Origin of the sequence: Neobacillus niacini (assembly GCF_023715785.1) — a bacterium.
Classification (GTDB): Bacteria; Bacillota; Bacilli; order Bacillales; family Cytobacillaceae; genus Neobacillus; species Neobacillus niacini_E.
Genome location: NZ_JAMBOX010000001.1, coordinates 37,265 through 56,560, shown reverse-complemented (window position 1 = coordinate 56,560; position 19,296 = coordinate 37,265). Strand labels below are relative to the sequence as shown.

20 protein-coding genes and 1 pseudogene are annotated in these 19,296 nt (G+C 44.3%); 14 read left to right on the top strand and 7 right to left on the bottom strand.

Translation table 11 applies throughout. The features are described 5' to 3' along the window. Nucleotides 1–5 precede the first annotated feature (5 nt). The 8 genes from M3234_RS00270 to M3234_RS00235 all read left to right on the top strand — a co-directional run bounded on the left by M3234_RS00270 (nucleotide 6) and on the right by M3234_RS00235 (nucleotide 5,754). Nucleotides 6–335, top strand: coding sequence for an urease subunit beta (locus M3234_RS00270; RefSeq protein WP_262302757.1), 330 nt, complete (start codon nucleotides 6–8; stop codon nucleotides 333–335). Continuing rightward, nucleotides 332–2,044 (top strand): urease subunit alpha, encoded by a 1,713-nt coding sequence (ureC, locus tag M3234_RS00265; protein ID WP_262302756.1) that lies wholly within the window; start codon nucleotides 332–334, stop codon nucleotides 2,042–2,044. Before M3234_RS00270 ends, ureC begins: the two co-directional genes overlap by 4 nt. Before the next feature lie 11 nt (nucleotides 2,045–2,055). Beyond that, nucleotides 2,056–2,511 (top strand): urease accessory protein UreE, encoded by a 456-nt coding sequence (gene ureE, locus M3234_RS00260; RefSeq protein WP_262302755.1) that lies wholly within the window; start codon nucleotides 2,056–2,058, stop codon nucleotides 2,509–2,511. Continuing rightward, a complete protein-coding gene (locus M3234_RS00255) occupies nucleotides 2,504–3,190 on the top strand; it encodes an urease accessory protein UreF (RefSeq protein WP_262302754.1) in 687 nt (228 codons plus the stop codon). Before ureE ends, M3234_RS00255 begins: the two co-directional genes overlap by 8 nt. Nucleotides 3,191–3,285: 95 nt before the next feature. Then, the gene (gene ureG / locus M3234_RS00250; RefSeq protein ID WP_262302753.1) at nucleotides 3,286–3,897 is read left to right on the top strand and encodes an urease accessory protein UreG; all 612 of its coding nucleotides are present in this window, start codon (nucleotides 3,286–3,288) and stop codon (nucleotides 3,895–3,897) included. A 1-nt stretch (nucleotide 3,898) separates the two neighbouring features. Further along, entirely contained in the window at nucleotides 3,899–4,723 is an 825-nt protein-coding gene (locus M3234_RS00245) for an urease accessory protein UreD (protein WP_262302752.1), read from the top strand. Nucleotides 4,724–4,792: 69 nt separating this feature from the next. Next, nucleotides 4,793–5,473 (top strand): urease accessory protein UreH domain-containing protein, encoded by a 681-nt coding sequence (locus tag M3234_RS00240; RefSeq protein ID WP_262302751.1) that lies wholly within the window; start codon nucleotides 4,793–4,795, stop codon nucleotides 5,471–5,473. Between the two features lie 62 nt (nucleotides 5,474–5,535). Continuing rightward, nucleotides 5,536–5,754 carry a hypothetical protein gene (locus M3234_RS00235; RefSeq protein ID WP_262302750.1) on the top strand — a complete coding sequence of 73 codons (219 nt, stop codon included), beginning with the start codon at nucleotides 5,536–5,538 and terminating at the stop codon, nucleotides 5,752–5,754. A 39-nt stretch (nucleotides 5,755–5,793) separates the two neighbouring features. On the opposite strand, the gene M3234_RS00230 is transcribed toward M3234_RS00235, so the two are convergent. The 3 genes from M3234_RS00230 to M3234_RS00220 all read right to left on the bottom strand — a co-directional run bounded on the left by M3234_RS00230 (nucleotide 5,794) and on the right by M3234_RS00220 (nucleotide 8,255). Further along, nucleotides 5,794–6,696, bottom strand: a complete 903-nt coding sequence (locus M3234_RS00230) for an urea transporter (RefSeq protein ID WP_396953911.1) — start codon at nucleotides 6,694–6,696, stop codon at nucleotides 5,794–5,796. A 211-nt stretch (nucleotides 6,697–6,907) separates the two neighbouring features. Then, on the bottom strand, nucleotides 6,908–7,792 hold the full coding sequence (locus M3234_RS00225; RefSeq protein WP_262302748.1) for an ROK family protein: 885 nt from the start codon (nucleotides 7,790–7,792) through the stop codon (nucleotides 6,908–6,910). Between the two features lie 25 nt (nucleotides 7,793–7,817). Continuing rightward, complete coding sequence (locus tag M3234_RS00220; RefSeq protein WP_262302747.1) at nucleotides 7,818–8,255, bottom strand: ATP-binding protein; 438 nt, start codon at nucleotides 8,253–8,255, stop codon at nucleotides 7,818–7,820. A gap of 271 nt (nucleotides 8,256–8,526) precedes the next feature. Between M3234_RS00220 and M3234_RS00215 the strand changes: the two genes are divergently transcribed. Further along, nucleotides 8,527–10,446, top strand: a complete 1,920-nt coding sequence (locus M3234_RS00215) for a glycosyltransferase family 2 protein (RefSeq protein WP_262302746.1) — start codon at nucleotides 8,527–8,529, stop codon at nucleotides 10,444–10,446. A gap of 150 nt (nucleotides 10,447–10,596) precedes the next feature. On the opposite strand, the gene M3234_RS00210 is transcribed toward M3234_RS00215, so the two are convergent. The 4 genes from M3234_RS00210 to M3234_RS00195 form a co-directional block, all read right to left on the bottom strand. Then, nucleotides 10,597–11,856, bottom strand: coding sequence for an MDR family MFS transporter (locus M3234_RS00210; RefSeq protein WP_262302745.1), 1,260 nt, complete (start codon nucleotides 11,854–11,856; stop codon nucleotides 10,597–10,599). Nucleotides 11,857–12,132: 276 nt separating this feature from the next. Then, on the bottom strand, nucleotides 12,133–13,188 hold the full coding sequence (locus M3234_RS00205) for an ABC transporter permease (RefSeq protein WP_262302744.1): 1,056 nt from the start codon (nucleotides 13,186–13,188) through the stop codon (nucleotides 12,133–12,135). Beyond that, on the bottom strand, nucleotides 13,166–13,909 hold the full coding sequence (locus tag M3234_RS00200) for an ABC transporter ATP-binding protein (protein ID WP_262302743.1): 744 nt from the start codon (nucleotides 13,907–13,909) through the stop codon (nucleotides 13,166–13,168). The genes M3234_RS00205 and M3234_RS00200 overlap by 23 nt, the downstream gene beginning before the upstream one ends. A 97-nt stretch (nucleotides 13,910–14,006) precedes the next feature. Continuing rightward, nucleotides 14,007–14,624, bottom strand: coding sequence for a TetR/AcrR family transcriptional regulator (locus M3234_RS00195; RefSeq protein ID WP_262302742.1), 618 nt, complete (start codon nucleotides 14,622–14,624; stop codon nucleotides 14,007–14,009). Between the two features lie 306 nt (nucleotides 14,625–14,930). Between M3234_RS00195 and M3234_RS00190 the strand changes: the two genes are divergently transcribed. The 5 genes and pseudogenes from M3234_RS00190 (at nucleotide 14,931) to M3234_RS00170 (ending at nucleotide 19,268) form a co-directional block, all read left to right on the top strand. Then, on the top strand, nucleotides 14,931–15,548 hold the full coding sequence (locus M3234_RS00190) for a putative ABC transporter permease (protein WP_262302741.1): 618 nt from the start codon (nucleotides 14,931–14,933) through the stop codon (nucleotides 15,546–15,548). 226 nt (nucleotides 15,549–15,774) lie between these two features. Continuing rightward, entirely contained in the window at nucleotides 15,775–17,061 is a 1,287-nt protein-coding gene (locus M3234_RS00185) for a right-handed parallel beta-helix repeat-containing protein (protein WP_262302740.1), read from the top strand. Further along, a pseudogene (locus tag M3234_RS00180) lies at nucleotides 17,058–17,558 on the top strand (nitrous oxide reductase accessory protein NosL); the annotation flags it as partial. The gene M3234_RS00185 and the pseudogene M3234_RS00180, both read left to right, overlap by 4 nt. A 196-nt stretch (nucleotides 17,559–17,754) precedes the next feature. Further along, nucleotides 17,755–18,567, top strand: a complete 813-nt coding sequence (locus M3234_RS00175) for an ABC transporter permease (RefSeq protein WP_262302739.1) — start codon at nucleotides 17,755–17,757, stop codon at nucleotides 18,565–18,567. Further along, nucleotides 18,564–19,268, top strand: coding sequence for an ABC transporter ATP-binding protein (locus M3234_RS00170; protein WP_262302738.1), 705 nt, complete (start codon nucleotides 18,564–18,566; stop codon nucleotides 19,266–19,268). Before M3234_RS00175 ends, M3234_RS00170 begins: the two co-directional genes overlap by 4 nt. The last annotated feature ends 28 nt before the right edge of the window (nucleotides 19,269–19,296 follow it).

Genomic DNA, 19,296 nt, shown 5'->3' with positions numbered 1-19,296 from the left:
ACTCAATGGAATGGGAACCAGGACAATTATTTTTAAAGGAAGAGCCGATTATATGTAATCAAGGAAGAGACGTATTGAAAATGAGGGTAACGAATACGGGAGACCGACCGGTTCAAGTAGGGTCGCACTATCATTTCTTCGAAGTGAATGAGTCTTTGCAATTTACCAGGGAAGAAGCCTTTGGCAAAAGGTTAAATATTCCGGCCGGTGCTGCAGTCCGCTTTGAACCGGGCGATGAAAAAGAAGTGGAATTGGTTCCATACGCTGGAGAACGCAAAGTTTACGGCTTTAATAACATGACCGACGGCTCTATTGAAGGAGGGCGTATCAAATGAGTTTTGAAATGCCGAGGAAGCAGTATGCCCAGATGTTTGGTCCGACTACAGGAGATTCCATCCGGCTGGCGGATACGGACTTGATGATTCAAATTGAAAAAGACTATACGACCTATGGTGAGGAAGTAGTATTTGGCGGGGGGAAAGTCATTCGCGATGGAATGGGCCAACATCCGCTCGTAACCCGTGGTGACGGAATTCCTGATTGTGTGATTACCAATGCCGTGATTTTAGATTACACCGGAATCTACAAGGCGGATCTTGCCATTCGTGACGGGAAAATCTCCGGAATCGGCAAAGCGGGAAATCCACTGGTGATGGATGGGGTGGATATTATCATTGGTGCTTCGACGGAAATCATTGCCGGGGAAGGCATGATTGTAACCGCTGGCGGAATTGATACCCATGTTCATTTTATCAACCCGGCACAGGTCGATGTTGCCTTAACCTCAGGCCTTACCACTTTAATTGGCGGTGGAACAGGCGCCACTGCCGGTTCCAGAGCGACCACGGTTACTCCCGGGGAATGGAATATCCACCGAATGCTCGAAGCAGTGGAGGGACTGCCAATAAATGTCGGCTTAACGGGCAAAGGGCAGGCAGCAACGGAAGAACCTTTAGCCGAACAAATTAGGGCTGGCGCCATTGGTCTGAAAGTTCATGAAGACTGGGGGGCAACTCCTTCCGCTCTTGACCATGCATTAAGGGTGGCAGACAAGTATGACGTACAGGTTGCCCTTCACGCTGATACCCTAAATGAATCCGGGTTTGTTGAAAATACCATGGCAGCAATTAAAGACCGGGTTATTCACATGTATCATACCGAAGGAGCAGGCGGCGGCCATGCACCTGACCTCATCAAATCGGCCAGCTTTATGAATGTACTTCCATCCTCAACGAATCCAACGCTGCCATATACCGTGAATACGGTCGATGAGCATTTGGATATGTTGATGGTCTGCCACCATTTGAACCCATCTGTACCAGAGGATATTGCCTTCGCAGATTCACGGATTCGCAAGGAAACGATTGCCGCAGAGGATGTCCTGCAGGATATGGGCATCTTTAGTATGACCAGTTCAGATGCCCAAGCAATGGGCCGTATCGGTGAGGTGATTACACGGACATGGCAGGTAGCGGATAAAATGAAGAAAGAAAGAGGCTCCTTACAAGGGGACAGCAAGCTTTCTGATAATAATCGGGCCAAGCGGTACATTGCAAAATATACGATAAATCCGGCGATTACTCATGGAATTTCCGACTACGTAGGTTCGATTGAGGTTGGGAAAATCGCCGACCTTGTGTTGTGGAATCCGGCGTTTTTTGGTGTAAAACCGGAATTGGTCCTAAAAAGTGGATTGGTTGTCTATGGCATGATGGGAGATGCAAATGCCTCGATTCCAACGCCGCAGCCGATTGTCAATCGACCGATGTATGCGACAATTGGCAAAGCGTTGTCCAAAAGTTCGATTACCTTCATTTCACAGGCTGCCTTTGAAGGGAAAGTGCATGAAAAATTGGGATTGGGAAAAATCATCCTGCCCGTCCACGGTATCAGAAAACTAACGAAAAAAGACATGAAATTGAACTCAGAAACCCCTGAACTATCGGTCGACCCGCAAACATATGAGGTTAAAGTCAATGGGGAGCTTATTACAAGCTCGCCAGCTAAAAAACTGCCGATGGCCCAGCGATATTTTCTATTTTGAGGTGAATAGGTATGCTAATTGAAAAAATTGAAACAAATATTGAAGACATGGAAAAAGAAGAAATCTTTAAGCGCCATGTTGAAAGAGTTTACCTTGAAAGTGACCATTTAGTAAAACGGATCCAGCGGGTCACCACTGACCACGGCCGGGAAATCGGCATTCGCTTAAAAGAGCCGCGTGACCTTGTTGCAGGCGATGTCCTGTATATGGATGAAAAAAATATGATTGTCATTGATGTGCTCGCAGATGATTTATTGGTCATTACTCCACGCACGATCAAAGAAATGGGGACAATTGCCCATCAGTTAGGAAACAGGCACCTTCCGGCTCAATTCGAGGATGATATGATTATGGTTCAATATGATTATCTTGTGGAGGAACTGTTGCAAGAGCTAGAAATTCCCTATAATCGGGAAAAACGAAAAGTAAAGCAGGCTTTTCGTCATATAGGTCATAGTCATGGATGAAAAAATCCTGGCCCTATTTCAGCTTTGCGATTCAAATTTTCCGACAGGTGCGTTTAGCCATTCATATGGCCTTGAAAGCTATATTCAAGACAATACGGTGCATAACATCGATACCTTTTCAGAATGGCTTCGGGTTTATATTGATGAGCAGCTCATCTATTCGGATGGCTTGGCATGCCAACTTGTGTATCAGTCGCTGGAAGAGGACGACCTTCAAAAAGTATGGAAACTGGACCGTTTGTTGACCATGCAAAACCTGCCTCGAGAAACGAGAGAGGGTGCTATGAGAATGGGCGAACGGATGTTACATCTGGTTCAGTCCTTATATAGGATACCGGTTCTTTCTGGTTACAGAAAGCGAATAGAGGAAAAACAATCGTTTGGACATCCTGCTATCGTTTTTACAATGGTCGCCCATCATCTTGGAGTGCCCAACTCCACATCTATTCTATTTTACCTTTACTCTGTCGTATCTAGCATTGTTCAAAATGCAGTAAGAGGTATTCCGTTGGGGCAAACGGCGGGACAGAAACTGATACGCGATGTGCAAACTGATTTGATGGAGGCAGTTGAGGCCATCAGCAACTTGGGCGAGGAGGACTTTGGCATTGTCTCGCCCGGGATTGAGCTATCACAAATGAGACACGAGCGCGTAAATATTAGAATTTTTATGTCTTAATGAAACCCTGCCGATTCCCGCATCTATTAGTACGATTCATCAAGCGTTGTTAAATTTATGTGTGATCAGCAAATTAGAAAGGACGTGTTTTTTCTATGGAACCAATTAAAATCGGTGTTGGCGGTCCAGTAGGAGCCGGAAAAACGATGTTAGTGGAAAAACTGACAAGGCGTTTACATGATCAAATTAGTATGGCGGTAGTAACAAACGATATCTATACAAAAGAAGATGCAAAATTTTTAATGCAAAACGGCGTCCTTCCTGCCGAAAGGATAATTGGTGTGGAAACCGGGGGATGCCCGCATACCGCCATTCGTGAAGATGCTTCGATGAATTTTGCAGCAATCAATGAGCTAAAGGAAAAACATCCGGATGTAGAATTAATTTTTGTGGAAAGCGGTGGGGATAATCTCGCAGCTACCTTCAGTCCCGAGCTAGTTGATTTTTCAATTTACATAATCGATGTGGCCCAAGGGGAAAAAATTCCGCGAAAAGGCGGCCAGGGGATGATCAAATCGGATTTATTTATCATTAATAAAACCGACTTGGCGCCGCATGTGGGAGCAAGCCTTGAAGTCATGGAGTCTGACACAAAAGTGTTTCGCGGGGACAAGCCGTTTACATTCACTAACTTAAAAGATGAATCCGGACTCGATCATGTGATTGATTGGCTGAAAGAGAATGCGTTATTAAAAGGGTTGGCATAATATGGGGGAATGGACAGGCGTTTTACATTTAAATGCAGAAAACAGACAAGGAAAGACAGTTGCAAAAAACGTATATTTTCAGGGCGCATTTAAAGTAATGCGCCCTATTTACCATGATAATTCCGGAAGGGCTTGTTACTATTTATTGAATCCCGGAGGCGGCTATTTAGATGGGGATCGTTATCAAATGAAGATATGCCTTGAGGAGAACGCCCAGTTGACCCTTACAACCCAGGGTGCAACAAAGGTTTATAAGACTCCGAAGCAATACGCCTATCAAGAAACGGAGATTCACTTACAAGCAGGGAGTTATCTTGAGTATTTTCCTGACCCTTTGATTGCCTATCAAAATGCCCATTACAAACAAAAAAATGTCATACAAATGGACCGGAGTGCTACCTTGCTTTATTCGGATATCATTACTCCTGGATGGTCACCGGAAGGCGAACGGTTTAGTTATAAGACAGTTCAAGTATTAAATGAAATTTACATGGATGGTGAGTTGGTTGTTTATGATCATTTAAAGCTAAAACCTGCGAATCAAAACCTTGCAGGATTAGGATTCATGGAAGGTTTTACCCATTTAGGATCCATGATTGTAGTGGATAAAAAAATAAATAATGCCTTTCTTGATGAGTTATATTACCTACTTGATCAGAATACATTTGATTATAGATTTGGACTGTCTCTGCTATCTGTGCCTGGATTTACAGTCCGAGTATTTTCCAATTCCACCCAGGATATTGAAAAAGTTTTTTCTCAGATTCACTCCAAGATTAGTCAGGAATGGTATCAAATAAAACCAAATTCACTAAGGAAATATTAGGCGTTGACCCGGCAATGATCCTGGTTGCTGGGTATTTATATAGATATAGATTTACGGGGAGGATGAAACATGGATGTAACGATGTTATCAGTTTTAACCTTAGGTTTTATTTTGGGAATCAGGCACGCACTGGAACCGGACCATATGATTGCCGTATCCACAATTGCAAGCCAAAGCAAAAGATTATGGCAGGCGTCGCTTGCCGGAGTTTTTTGGGGAATCGGTCATACGGCCACACTATTTGTTGTGGGGATTATCCTGATTCTGATGAAAAATGATATTCCGGAGAAGTGGTCGCTCACTTTAGAATTTTTTGTTGGCATTATGCTGGTGTATCTAGGGATTGCCGCAATGTTATCCATTCGAAAGAAACAGGAGCATAAACCTCATCATCATGCCCATGAAAAGTTGCCCCATGGACCTGGCAGCAAGAAGGTTACATATTATAAATCCCTTATCATCGGGTTTGTCCATGGGATTGCCGGAAGCGGGGCCATGGTGCTTCTGACCATGAGCACGGTTCAGTCTGTTTGGCAGGGAGCTCTGTATATTTTAATTTTTGGAGTAGGAACCGTTGCTGGGATGTTAATTTTCACAACGATTATTGGAATTCCGTTTATTTTAAGCATGAAACGGATGATTACGAGCAAAGCATTGATTTTAACAACGGGTGCGTTAAGTACCATTTTCGGATTTTATTATATGTATAATCTTGGTGTGAATGACGGTTTATTTAGTCTTTGGTTATAATATCCGCATATTTGCTTATTTAATTGGAGAAACTTCTTTTGATAACTGAAAGGAGGGACTATATGTTTGAAGATTTTGATATAAATCCTGTGTTTGAAGGCACTGCCAGAGAACATCGGCATTTTTCATTAAATGTGAAGGGCAATCAATATAAAGGCATGATTCATGGAGATAAGGTGCATTGGTATAACCCCCATCCTAAACAATCGCTGGAAGAGGAACATGTTGATGCAATTGAATCAAAGGTTATGAATATGATGAGTGATTATGCAGGGGAATAAACAAATGGCTGTCTCAATTTTGTTGAGGCAGCCATTTTTTCAAATTTGAGGCAAAATCTTTCTTGCTGCTAAAAAAATCCAACTAGAAAGCACAAATGGCATAGTAAGTGGCGGAAGTCCTAATGGGAGAAGCCACGTATCAATGCTTGCTGTAATAGGGACGGTTAAACACGCAGCAATAATTCCAGTTAATAGACCATATCGAGAGTTTTCTTGGAATACTGCCGATACTGCGAGAATAGCTAAAATGGCATTATACCCGTACAACCCGGCAAAGATTAAGGAATATTCACCGCCAAGACCGTATGCTGTTAATAATGCAGCAACATTTCCAACGATCGCATAAAGTCCCATTCTCCATCCTGCCCAAAAAAGCGCAATAAAAAATAAAACGCTCGAGGGAGTATAATCAAGGAAGAAAATTTGCCCTATACCATTCGCGATGCCGTCAACCCAATTTATTTCTCCTTCAATATCGAGCGTCCAATTAGATAATGATTGAGGCTTAAGCGCGGGACTAATGTTTAGGGAGACGAATCGGTAAGTCGTCAACAGTAAAAACCAGGTAAGTAGAATATAGGGAAAGGTAAGAATAGGGATGTTGGACTGACGCATAAAATGCATCATGGCAGCGGTAACAAAAGCTACGATGGCCGCTGCCGCCAAGGCGATCAACCATCGATTGTTTCCTGTTAAAAACAAGGAAAGAGCCATTCCCGCCAGAACTGAATTATACCCAAATAAACCTTGATTAATGCTTTCGTCATTTGCACCACCTATTTTACCGATTAAGGTTCCAATCAAGCTGGATAAAAAGGCGACGATTCCCAACGAATACGATGCAATCGTGATCGCTGCCAAGATCATAAAGCCTGAGACCGCATTTTCAATTAACATTACTTGAGAGATTCCTTTTAAGGTTGTTACAATAACCCAATTCAATTTGTTCTTGAAAATCGAAAACAACTCCTTTACAGGTCCAGGACTGTGTGGTTGAAAAAATTCTAGCAGCTGGCTCCTTATTATGAACATTTACTTATCGGGCTTGTTGTTTTTCTAGAGTATTTTTCCTAAAAAAAGAGCAGTTATTCCTCGATTGGTCGATTTGAATAAAAAACGGCGCCAGTACTAGCTTGGCACCATTTTTTTTGGGTTACTGTTGTTTTTGAATGAAGTGATACATCGCCCCAAGCATTCCTGCATCGTTTCGATGTTTGCACCTTTCGATGGGAACCTTTAAGTCCTTCCACCACGGAAGCTCGTCCAAATGTCTTTGAATCGCGGGCAGCAAATCCTCTTGGGAGGAAACCCCACCGCCGATTAAGATTTTTTCCGGATTTAATGTGGCCGCCAGGTTGAAAATGCCGTAGCTGATATTCCTAGTCCAACTGTCGATGAGTTTTTTTACTGATTTGCTTCGGGCTGCATGCAAAAAAACGGCCTCCCCGTTTGTTTGGTCTTCTCCACCTTTGAGTTTTTTATAGGCGCTGATTAATGCGGCAGTGGAGGCTGTTGCATGCCAGTTATCACCATAATCATGTTCATTCGCCTGTGTAATCATAAAGCCGAATTCGCCTGTCCGGAAGCGTTGGCCGCGTAAAAGCTTGCCGTTGACAAAAATCCCGCCACCGATACCGGTACCGATCGTTACACAAATAACATCATCACACCCTTTGGCATTGCCGCTGATTTTTTCCGCGATGGCCGCACAATTTCCGTCATTCTCAATTTCCACCCTCAGTGGCACCCTAGCCTCTAGCAAACTCTTTAAATTCTGATTTTTTAAAGCTGTAACCGCACCGGCTTGTTCGGAAAAACCTGTATAGTGATTGATAAAGCCTGGCAGGCTGACAGCAATTCCCGACACTTGGTGATTTTTTAAGTATGACATAATGGTTTCTGTCATTTTAGTTAAAAATTGTTCGAGATTGTCAGTCGGAGTTCGATAACTGCTTTTTGAAATAATTGTTCCATCCTCCTGTAAAATCCCATGCTTCACGTTTGTCCCGCCAACATCAAAGCAAATATATTTTTTCACTCGCCTTTCACACCTCCCAATTGTCTTATAAAGTCACATGGATAATCGTCCCTTCATCGGCCGTCGGTCCCTCAAACTCCTGGTGAATTTTCTTTAACATATCTTGGGATAGCCTCTTCAAGGTCTTGTTCCGTGCTTTGCAAGTTTCATAATCAGTATGCACCTGGTAAATTTCCAATGTAAGGCCAAACTCTTTGGCCACCCGCCTCCATCTCCTGCGGCGTTCTCTTGAACGGTTTGTGGTATCCACAATAACAGAGTGGCCGCTTTTTAACAGCGTCCGCACCATCAGTTCGGCGGTTTCCCACACCTTGGCCTCGGCCTCTGCTTTATAAATTTGGCCATGTAATGCCAGTCTTAGGTCATCAAGCGACACGCGCACCCAGCCTTGACTCTGTAAACCCTTTGCATATTTTGATTTCCCGCTTAGGGGGATGCCGCACATAATACCTAGTTTCACCATGGATTCCCTCCTTGTCGGAAAAACTTAGCATTTGCCTTTTGCAAAATGCTGTACTTTATAAAATGCAGGCAGGTCTTGATTGGAAAGGGACAAGTTCACTAGCAGACAATGTTTTTTGGAATGGCCACAAGTTGTCAGCTTAACTGGTTTAGGGACCTTGGTAATTTTTTGTCCTCCATGGATACTTGCCGTTGCCAGCTATGGCGGAGCACATATCCTATAACGTCGACATACGATTTTTTTACTAAATCAGGAAAGGTGAGGAGAGGTTATGTTAGAAAATGTGTCAATCATTATTCCTTTCCAAACAGATAATGGCTCAAGAGCAGAGGCGTTTAAATGGATTAAGCAGTATTATGAGCGTGTCATGCCTGGGGCGGAACTTTGCGTGGGTACAATTGACGATCCAGTGGTGAATAAATCCAAGGCAGTTAACACCGCTGCTAAAAAGGCTACAAGAGATATATTTGTTATTGCCGACGCCGATGTGGTGTATGGTCCGGAGCTTATTGTGGAAGCGATAAAGGAGCTGAATCACTCGCCTTGGGTGATTCCATTTACGGAAATTTATGATATTGAAAAAGAGGAGACAAAACAGCTTATTACGACTATTCCCTCTTGGCCAATAGGAATCAATGCGAAGAAATTTACAAAGGCAAACTGGTTGTACAAGGGCTTTGCCGGAAAGCTTATTGTCATCCGGAGAGAGCACTTTGAGGCTGTCGGGGGATTTGATGAACGGTTTCTCGGCTGGGGCGGGGAGGATGATGCATTTTCCCTATCGGTTGAGACGCTGTGCGGACCAGCAACTAAAGTGAATGGCGCCATCTATCACGTTTGGCACCCGGCCTCAAACTATAGGACCAATCCATATGGCAATTCGAATTCTAAACTTCTTGACCGTTATAAGCGGGCGAATGGAAATAAAGAGAAAATGCGTAAGCTTATTGCCGAACGAAAGAAACCGATCGCTGAGATTAATAGGATGAATGCTAAGGTTTTAAGCAGAAGCCAAAATCAATATATGAAGGCGCCAAAGAGCGGAATATGTTTTGCCATTCTTGCCCATGAAAAAAAGGAATTGATTAAGGAACTGGTGGAGAATGTCCGCCATTTTTGTCCAAACAGTACGATTGTCTTATACAACGGGGGCTATGATTGGCGGCTTTGTGAAGGGCTGGGGGTGCCTGTCTGTCCTTCAAGCCGCAAATTGGATTATGGCCATACAGCTGTTTATTTTCTGGAAACGATGGAATGGCTGGAAGAGTTGGGGATTGTGTATGACTATTTTATCAATATTGACTCTGATGCTTTATTTATCGGAAAAGGCTATGAAGAATATATTAAAGCGGAAATGAAAGATACGGATTACATGGGAGTGGATTTCAGGATTCCAGACAGTCAGTGGTCTATTGGCAAAGAACTTCAAAAGGAGGTCAAACGCTGGAGCAGAATTTTTAAGGTCAAACCATTGTACGGCACTTTCAATGTTGCCCAAGTCATATCGCGGCGGCTTGTCAAAGCATTACTGGCGCCAGAACGTAAGGACCAGCTAAAACAAGCTTTAATTGAAACGTCCTCCTGGGGAATGGATGAAATTGTCTATGTTAATATGGCGAAGGAGCTTGGTTTCCGGTTGAAAAAATATTCGAATCCTTCAGATGCCATGATGATTCGCTATCGCCCACACTATACCTTGGATGAAATGGTTTATCATTTGTCGAACAACAAAGGTTACTTATGCCATCCGATTATAAGGGACATGGCTGACCCTGCTAGGGAAATGATCCGCCTGTATCATAATAGGAAACTAACCGAATCATATAAAAGCAGGAAATACCCATGGTATGAAGACAATCCTGACAATTATGCCGTTTCAATTCCAGTTAAAGGAAAGTCTGGCCGACTGGAGCTGGTTATTCGTTCAGGTACCTCATTGGTTCATTATCAGCAGCACCAGGACGGTAAATGGCACAAAACCGGAACCTTTGCCGAGGGAGCTGTAGGAATACCTATCATTTTCGAAACGCATAATGGGAATATCGCCATCGTGAGTAAAATGGAAAACGGCAGCGTCTATCTCTGGCACTGCGATGAAAACGGTGTAATACCGGGTTACATGCTGGGGACTGTTCTCTTATCTCAACTCGATGACACAGGAGATACTTTTTTCTCATCTCCATTGGAGTGAAGCCTAAGCGTGCTGCGGCGGTTTTGGTACCTGCAGTATTGGTGTCAGGCACCAAGCGTGGACAAATGTCCATGTGTGGTGGACACGGTCGATGCCAGTTCATGGGATAACTTACCGATGTACTTGGATCCATTCAAATGGCGGTGGTGTTTAATCCGTTGCTGCTGGCTGCTCTACCCAGATTCTAAATAATTGTATATATAGGATGATGCTAATCAGTGCAAATAGTAAAACGATACTGAATATGCCCATTGGCGCAACCCAGCTGGATAGGAATACGGTGAGCGGCGCCAGAAATTTCCCGATGGTATACTGCAGGCTATCGGCGCCCATGTATTGGCCTCTGGCGTTCTCCGGGGCATAGCGGCTGATAAAGCTCTGCATGACCGGGGAGCGGACCATCTCTCCAAGGGTGAAAATGATGGTGATGAAAAACAACAGCCATACATTGGTAGTGAGCCCGACGAAAAATGTACCAAACCCGGAGAGCACTGATGACAGGATGAACACATTCCGCTCTTTCCATTTTCCTAACCATTTCGTAACCGGGAGGATAAACAGGACAAACAAGAGGCCGTTAAACCCTACCAGCCAGCCGAAAATCTCCTTGCTGGACAGAGTAAAGGCAGCATCCCCCCATTTGAACAAAGTTTGTGCAGGGACATGATTAAATACGTAGACTGGCAAAAAAATATCCAGCTGCATAATCGGAATCAATGAGCAAATTCCTGCCAAAATATAAATTAGGAAAACCTTATCTCGAAAAATAATCCCATAGCCTTGCCACTGTTCCTTGAAGACAGCGGTTATTTTTGTGGATTTTGCTTCTGATGCCGCTTCCCTTGCAGATGGCGGCATTGTTTCATGAACGATGAAATAAATAGCGATAAAATAGATAAGCAAGACCAATGCGCAGGTCCAAAGGAGCTCTTGCCGGTAATGGAAGAAGAAGATCGCTCCAAGTGCGGGCCCAAGCACGGCGCCAATATTATTGGCGGTCATAAAGGTCGCGAAAACCTCGCGGCGGCTTTTTGCTGGAACCAAATCGGCAACCATCGCGGAGCTGGCCGGACGATAGACCGCACCTCCAAGTCCTATCCCAATAAAGGCAATGTAATCCAGCCAAGGGGATGGAGACATTGCAAACATAACAAACATCAAGGCCTGCAGTGAGGCGCCCAGCAGCATCACGGGCCGCCGTCCGAACCGATCGGTCAAGGCCCCGCCAAGCAGGCTCCCGATTAGGCTAAAAATCGGCGGGACGGTCATCAGTATTCCGGCTGCACGGTTGCCTAATTCCTCACTGAAATACACGGTAATAAACGGAAAGTACATCCAAAACAACATATTAAACAAGCCTTCGCCAAGCAAGCGAACCTTCAAATTAGTATCCCATAAACGAAATTGCATCTAAATCCTCCTTGAAGCAGAGAACGGTTCCGTGCTTCCACTGTTTTCCCGGACGGTATAAAAACTATAAACTAATTATTTGTAAAGATATAGACTTAAAATTATGAATCATTTATACTAATAATATGGAAGGCAAATATAGGCCATTTTAATTTGATTGTCACACAAAACGAACGTTTGTTCCGAATGCAAAAGACGCTCCTAGCCGGAAGCGTCTTTTTAAATGGCAGGAAACAGAAAGTCCAAAGGAGTTTGCGTCCTTTGGATTTTGTTTTTCTACAGGGTTCTATATTTTTTTAATGCAAAAATATTCAATGTGATAAAGATGACCGCGAAGATTCCGAGGGCAAGGAGGTCACCGCTGATTTCGCTTAATCCTGCTCCTCGATACATAACGCCTTTAAGCGCATCGCCTGCGTAGTACATCGGCATCACTTTGGCAAAGGCCTGAAGCCATTCAGCCATCCCTTCAAGAGGGAAGATCCCGGCAAAGAACACCTGTGGAATGACGGCAATCGGAATGAACTGCATCATTTGAAATTCGGAAGCCGCAAAAGATGATAACAATATTCCCAATGAAAGTGCGACCAATGCCAGTAGTAGATTGATCAGTATCACATGAAAAATCGAACCCACCAACACAATATCGAGCACATTTATCGCATACAACACGACAATAATGGTTTGAATAACGGCAAAGATTCCGTAGCCGGTTAAATAGGCGATAATTATTTCTGCCCTTCGAATGGGGGTCGACATCAACCTCTCCAATGTCCCAGTCGTGCGCTCGCGCAGCAGGCCGATTCCAGAAATAATGAATACAAAGAAGAACACGAAGAATCCAACCAAAATTGGGCTCAACACATCAAAAAAGACAGTGTCCTTATCGCCATAAACGTAATCGATGTCCATTTGTGGCGCCGTCATCCCGGCTAAGGCGGGATTTTTTTGAATCAAATTGGCTTGGGCCAAAGAGGCAACCGCCTGATTAACCTTCGCTTGCAGTCCCTTCGCCTTGGTAGGGTCATCGTTTTGCAGTGTCAGTTCCATTTTTCCATTATCTTGCTGGAGCAGTCCGTCGAGATCGCGTTCAACCACCGTGCTACTTTCCGCCTGATCCAATTTTTCCACCTTAATGTCTGCTTTTTTCAAAATCCTCACAAGGCTTTCATCGATACCAACCACACCTAATTTCGGGTCTACATTATTCCCATTAAATAAAAAGTACATCAGGGTCAGAATCAGCAACGGAGCGACAAACATTAATGCCAGTGTCCGTTTGTCGCGCAGCATTTGCTGACAAATTCGTTTAATGAGCGCCCGGATTCTCATGATGCTTCACCCCCGCCTTTAAAAATACTTCATCAAAATGGGTAACCTGGTACTGTTCCTTTAATGCTGCAGGCGACCCACTAGTGATGATGCGTCCATCACGAACCATGGCGACATAATCGCAGCGCTCGGCCTCATCCATGACGTGAGTCGTCACGATAATGGTTTTATCCTCCTCGGTTTTTAACCGCATCAGTTCATTCCAAATTGAAATTTTTAACGCGGGGTCAATCCCGACGGTCGGTTCATCCAAAATCAAAATTTTCGGGTCCTGGATCAGTGCAATTGCCAGTGACAGGCGCCGCTTCATCCCGCCGGAGTAGGCAGAAACACGCTTTTTCAAGTCATCGGTCAGATTGACCAAGCTCGCCGCGTAGGCAATTCGGTTTTTCTGGTCTTTTTTATTTAATTTATACAGAGAAGCGAAAAACTTTAAATTCTCCTCTCCGGTCAATTCCGCGTAGAGTGCATCGGATTGGGCCATATAGCCGATTTCCTGGAGTATGGCAAGGTTAGGCATTTTTTTATCCAAAACTTGAATGGTTCCGGAATCCGCTTTTTCCATGCCGACGATCATCTTTACCAGTGTCGTTTTCCCGGCACCTGAAGGTCCGATTAGCCCGTATAGCTGGCCTTTTTCAATCGTTAAACTGACATCCTCGAGAACTGCCTTTTTGCTGAAGCTTTTGTTCACCTGTTCTACCTTGATGGTTGGATTCATTGAAAAACCCCCTTAAATGAACACCGTGTTGAGTGTCTCTAATTTAATAGTAGAGCGCTCCCGGGTGAATTACAATAAACAAAACAGTGGATTATGTTCATTTTTCAATAGGCGGTTTTAAACCTGCCACATAGCCAGGGCCCAATAATGTCATTTTTGTTAAAATGAGCGTGATTTCACGAGGCGACTTTTCCATTCCAGTTTCAAGCCAATGCTGGACCACGCCAAGATGGGCCGAGCTCAGGTAGGCCAGCAGGATTTCGACTGGCACTTGAATGCCTTCTTTATTAAGCTTGGTGACTAATTTACTGTAGAAGATTTTTTTTATGAAGCTTTTCAGTTTTACCTGGAATGATGCGTTGCCATTCGCTCCCAGAATGACCTTTAAAAACTCGGCATGCTCTTGAAAAAATTCAAAGAGTTTGAGAATGATGGGAAAGGGTTCATCATTGCTGGTATAGGCCATTGCATCCACTGGGTCAATGTTTTCCGTAATAGCTGCGATTCCTTTGAGAATCTCCTCTTCACTTTGCTCGAGCAAATCGTATTTATCGCGGTAATGCAAATAGAAGGTCCCCCGATTGATCTGCGCCTTCTCGGTCAAATCCCGGACTGTGATTCCTTCAAAACCTTTTTCCTCCATTAATTGAGTGAGGGCGTCGCGAATGACTCGCTTCGTCCGCGCCACGCGTTTATCGGCGATTTTTTCGGTCAATATGATTCACCTCGATTGGTTTTGTTAAAATTATACGAAATTCCTGTAGATTAATGAACACAATGTTGATTTTTATTTATGAAAGGGTAACTTGTTACCCAGTTTGGCGAATACTCTGCGGAATTCGGCGAATAACGAGTTGAACTCGGCGATTATTATCTGCTCAGATTCGGCGAATAACCGCTTGTTTTCGGCGAAAACCCAGCCCAATTCGGCGAAAACCAAAACAGGATTATTTTGGTATACTTTTCCGTCACCCGGCTAAACTAAGTTGTGAATTTTTAACCTATGAAAGGTGGATTAGCCATGATTATCAACTTGTTAAAAGGGTTTGAATACCAAAATTCAGATGTCCTTTTTACCCAGGCAGCAGCCGTGATTGTGTTTTATTTTACTGTGTATTCCTTTCTGGGCTGGCTGTTGGAAAACAGCTACAACTTTTTAACCAAAGGCAAATTCATCAAAGACAATTTTTTATACGGACCGTTTAAACCGATGTACGGCTTCGCCCCGATCATGCTGGTGTACTTGATCACACCGGATACACATTGGGCGTTGGTGCTTCTTCTTTGTTTCATTATCCCAACATTCATCGAATATGTGAGCGGAGCCATGCTCCAAAAACTGTTTCACCGCCAATATTGGGACTACTCCGGCACCCCGATGCAGCTTCACGGCCACATTTGCCTGCCCTTTTCCCTAAGCTGGGGCATATTGTCATTCATCGTCCTAAAATGGGTGCATCCAGCAGTGAGTGCGACCTATGGGATAGTGGAACAACTTTGGTCATGGACCTGGCCAGCAGTTGGGCTTTATTTCATCGCAGACATGGTTCTTACAGTGCGAAGTCATATAATGGTGCCTGACACCATAAGCGATACTGACACTATTGCAAATACGGAAATGATAAAAAATCCGGAATAACTCAATCTTTTTTGGCTCTTTCTAATTAAGTTTAGAAGGAGCGTTTTAGTGTCCGCCGGCAATACTTCCCACTGCCCTCGTTTTCCAAAACTGTTCAAATCCCAATGGAAAAATAGCCCGGTTGAGTCATAGGAAAAGTATCCAAATTGGATTAAGTTATAGGTTGTTATATTAAAATTCCCATGCACTAAGCATCCTTGGTGCCTATAGGAAGGACATCAGTTCCATGAAGACCATTATGAATCTGCTATTATTGGCGGGGATACTGACTATTTTTGGAGGAAAGGGGGCTGTCGCAGAAGCAGAAACCTCGCTACAGGCTTTGATAAACGCGGTACCCGAGGGAGGGACATTGACACTCAAGGCCGGAACTTATGAAGAACCTCTGATTTTAAAGAAACCGATTACCCTGATCGGCGAGAAAGGCACCTTCATCAAAGCGTGCTCTGATCAACCCGCGATTACTATTACCGGGAAAAATGTCATACTGAAGGGCGTCAGTGTCATCGGATGCCGGCAAATTCCGGCAGCAGTGACTGTCAACGGAAGGAATCATCACCTGGAGGACCTGGTCATCAATTCGGCAAGCATCGGCATCAAGTTGGAAAGTGCCGTAAACTCCAGTTTTAAAAATATCGAAATATCCGGCCAAGGTAAAGAGAATGGTATCGAGCTATGGGAATCCCATCAGAATGCCTTTGAAACGATCACAATCGTTCGAGTCCAAGACGGAATTTACCTCGAAAACAGCCATAATAATACGCTGCTGGGAAATCACATTAAGGAGTCACGGTATGGAATTCACGTGATGTTTTCCGATCATGCCACGATTAAAAAGAATACCTCCACCCGCAACGTGACCGGAGCGATGGTGATGGAAACGAGCGGGTCCACGATCGAAGATAACAAATTCTATGGAAATAATGAAAGCGTGAACGCCCAAGGAATGCTTCTCTTCGATGTTCATGACTCGACAATCCGCGATAATATGATTTCCGAAAACAGGGTGGGACTGTTTATTGAAAATTCCACGGGGAACGAGATTACTAGCAACAAAATAACGACAAACTTTGTAGGCGCGCAAATCATGAAAACGGCGGAAAATGCAATCGAGGACAATGCCTTTATCGGAAATGTCAACCATATTCAAGCCATCGGCGGCATGGGTGGCGGCACCAATCAAATCCGCCACAACTATTGGGATTCTGCCCTTAAGCTTGATACCGATGGTGATGGAAAAAGCAATCTGCCGTACCAAGCCGATCCCTACTTTTTAACACTTATTAAGGAAACACCAGAGTACCAGCTATTTTTCCAGCATCCGGGACTGATTCTGCTGCAAAAAATGCTGAAAAGCCCTGCGGGGATGGTCGTGACCGATGTGGCGCCACAAATGGAGCAATCCACCCGCGAGCCACTCGAATCGCAGCCATCAATCCTTACCGGGGCCTTGAGCCTCGTCATGATTTCAACCAGTCTATTAATCATTTTTTACGGGAGGAAACAAATATGAAAAAACATCTATTACTTTTTACAATCATCTCTATTATTCTCATCGCCGGCTGCGGCAAAAAGGAAATCAAGCCGGTGGCGATCAACGAACAGAGCGATAAATGCGAGGTTTGCCATATGGCCGTGAAGGATGACGGGTTCGCCACTGAACTGATCCTCGAAAATGGAAAAGCGCTCCTGTTTGACGACATCGGCTGCATGTACAAATGGCTGGGAGAAAATGAGGGCAAGGAGGTAGCCAACTCCTACGTCAAAGACTATAAATCGAAAGAATGGCTTGAGCTTGAAAAGGCCTCATTCGTCTACGACAAGCCAATCAAAACACCGATGGCCTACAATGTCATCGCCTTTTCTGATGAAAAAGCGGCCAAAAGCTTTATTGAGGAACATGGCAGCGGCGACCTATTAAGCTATGATAAACTCCAGCATCACTCCTGGGAGCGCAATCAGGATATGGTCAATGAAATGAAGGGGAAAATGCATGGACATGGCGACTCCGGCGAAATGGATAAGAATGGATCAGCCGAAGAACATCGCATGAATATGGACGATTCCGGCGGCAATCATGATATGGACAAGAGCGATTCCGGCGCCAAGCACTAATAGCAGCCAAATTAAATCCGGCCCATAACAATTCCGATTGTAAGCATGAACTCCTGTTCACCCTATTTAATCGCTCGAAAGGAATTTTCTCATGGTTAATTTATGGCTTTCCGAATGGAAAACGATGACGCGGCAGCGTTCCTATTATACCTTTCTCATCCTGTGGGTCATCGTTTTTTCCTTATTATATCTACTTGAAAAAAATAACCCGAATGTCACCGGGTTTACCAACACAACGGGAACCATCGTTAATATCCTGTTGTATTTATTGCCGTTATTTATGATGATGACCGGCTCTTTTTCGATTGCCAATGAAATGGAAAACGGGCAGTGGCATTTGCTTTGCACGTATCCGGTAAGCGTTCCCGCCTACTTATTTGGCAAATTTTTCGGGCTGATTACGGCCCAAACGGTGGTGTTCACCCTTGGCTATGGGATTAGTATGGCGATTGGCCTCGTCGCCGGAATCCCGCTCGAGCTAAACTGGCTGCTGCTTATTTACTTTTTTTCTCTAATGTTAATCATCGTTTTTCTGTATCTCGGCATGTCGATTGGAACCATTGTCAACACGAGGTGGCAGGCATTCACCGTCTCGGTTGCCGTCTGGTTTCTCCTGATTATGATTTGGCCGACCGCGTTAATTACCGTTTTGAGGCTCGTACCTTATCCACTGATTGAGCCTTTGATGAAAGTGGCGATGATTGTCAATCCTGCAGAATTTCTGCGCATCTTTTTTATTGTCCAGTGGGACGGAGGTTCAATTTTTGGCCAGTCCTATGATTCTATCGTTGGATTATTCCAGTCGGGAACGGGCTGGCTTGTTCTGTTGATTTACCTCCCGATTTATTTTGGGGCTGTATCTGTAATTCCATTATTTTTATTAATGAGGAGGCGGGCGCAGTGACACTTGAAATCCAGGGAGTATCAAAAGCCTTTAAAAAGAAAACCGCGCTGCAGCCATTTTCCTTAATAGCGAGGGCAGGCGAGTGTATCGCCCTTTGCGGCGGGAATGGCGCCGGAAAAAGCACGCTGCTCGATCTTGTTGCCGGCATCTCGGCACCAAGCTCCGGCTCCGTCAAACTTAACGGTGTCGACCTGCACACCGACCGAAAAAACTATATCTCCTCCATCGGCTATATGCCTGATGAATTTTTCGCACAGGAAACGCTGACAGTAGCCGAGTTTCTAACATTTTACGGCCGGTTTCGGAATGTTCCGGCAAAGCGCGTTCAAGAGGTCATCGGGACCCTTGGCCTGGAAAAAAAGCAAAACGAACGCCTCAAGCACCTGTCCAAAGGAATGCGGCAGCGGCTATTATTCGGGCAGGCATGGCTGGCACAGCCGGCTCTGATGATTCTCGATGAACCGACAAACGGGCTTGACCCATATTGGATTAATGTTTTTATCGACTTATTGAAAAAAATCAAACAAACTGGAACGACGATACTATTTTCCACCCATATGATGGACGTAGCCGCTGAAGTTGCCGACAGGATTATCTTCATGGAAAACGGGGCACAACTCGAAATCATCGAAAATAGCGGAGAAAATCCCGACCGATTTATGGTTGATTTGCTGAATCGTTATCGAAAAATAGAAGCATGAGAACGTCAGCTATGTTTTAATAGAGATA

Excerpts from the sequence above, each read along its gene's own strand:
- M3234_RS00205 (WP_262302744.1), bottom strand. The coding sequence starts at position 13,188 with ATGAGAATCCGGGCGCTCATTAAACGAATTTGTCAGCAAATGCTGCGC.
- ureC (WP_262302756.1), top strand. The coding sequence starts at position 332 with ATGAGTTTTGAAATGCCGAGGAAGCAGTATGCCCAGATGTTTGGTCCG.
- M3234_RS00235 (WP_262302750.1), top strand. The coding sequence starts at position 5,536 with ATGTTTGAAGATTTTGATATAAATCCTGTGTTTGAAGGCACTGCCAGA.
- M3234_RS00200 (WP_262302743.1), bottom strand. The coding sequence starts at position 13,909 with ATGAATCCAACCATCAAGGTAGAACAGGTGAACAAAAGCTTCAGCAAA.
- M3234_RS00255 (WP_262302754.1), top strand. The coding sequence starts at position 2,504 with ATGGATGAAAAAATCCTGGCCCTATTTCAGCTTTGCGATTCAAATTTT.
- M3234_RS00220 (WP_262302747.1), bottom strand. The coding sequence starts at position 8,255 with ATGGTGAAACTAGGTATTATGTGCGGCATCCCCCTAAGCGGGAAATCA.
- M3234_RS00210 (WP_262302745.1), bottom strand. The coding sequence starts at position 11,856 with ATGCAATTTCGTTTATGGGATACTAATTTGAAGGTTCGCTTGCTTGGC.
- M3234_RS00240 (WP_262302751.1), top strand. The coding sequence starts at position 4,793 with ATGGATGTAACGATGTTATCAGTTTTAACCTTAGGTTTTATTTTGGGA.
- M3234_RS00175 (WP_262302739.1), top strand. The coding sequence starts at position 17,755 with ATGGTTAATTTATGGCTTTCCGAATGGAAAACGATGACGCGGCAGCGT.
- ureE (WP_262302755.1), top strand. The coding sequence starts at position 2,056 with ATGCTAATTGAAAAAATTGAAACAAATATTGAAGACATGGAAAAAGAA.
- ureG (WP_262302753.1), top strand. The coding sequence starts at position 3,286 with ATGGAACCAATTAAAATCGGTGTTGGCGGTCCAGTAGGAGCCGGAAAA.
- M3234_RS00190 (WP_262302741.1), top strand. The coding sequence starts at position 14,931 with ATGATTATCAACTTGTTAAAAGGGTTTGAATACCAAAATTCAGATGTC.
- M3234_RS00245 (WP_262302752.1), top strand. The coding sequence starts at position 3,899 with ATGGGGGAATGGACAGGCGTTTTACATTTAAATGCAGAAAACAGACAA.
- M3234_RS00215 (WP_262302746.1), top strand. The coding sequence starts at position 8,527 with ATGTTAGAAAATGTGTCAATCATTATTCCTTTCCAAACAGATAATGGC.
- M3234_RS00270 (WP_262302757.1), top strand. The coding sequence starts at position 6 with ATGGAATGGGAACCAGGACAATTATTTTTAAAGGAAGAGCCGATTATA.
- M3234_RS00185 (WP_262302740.1), top strand. The coding sequence starts at position 15,775 with ATGAAGACCATTATGAATCTGCTATTATTGGCGGGGATACTGACTATT.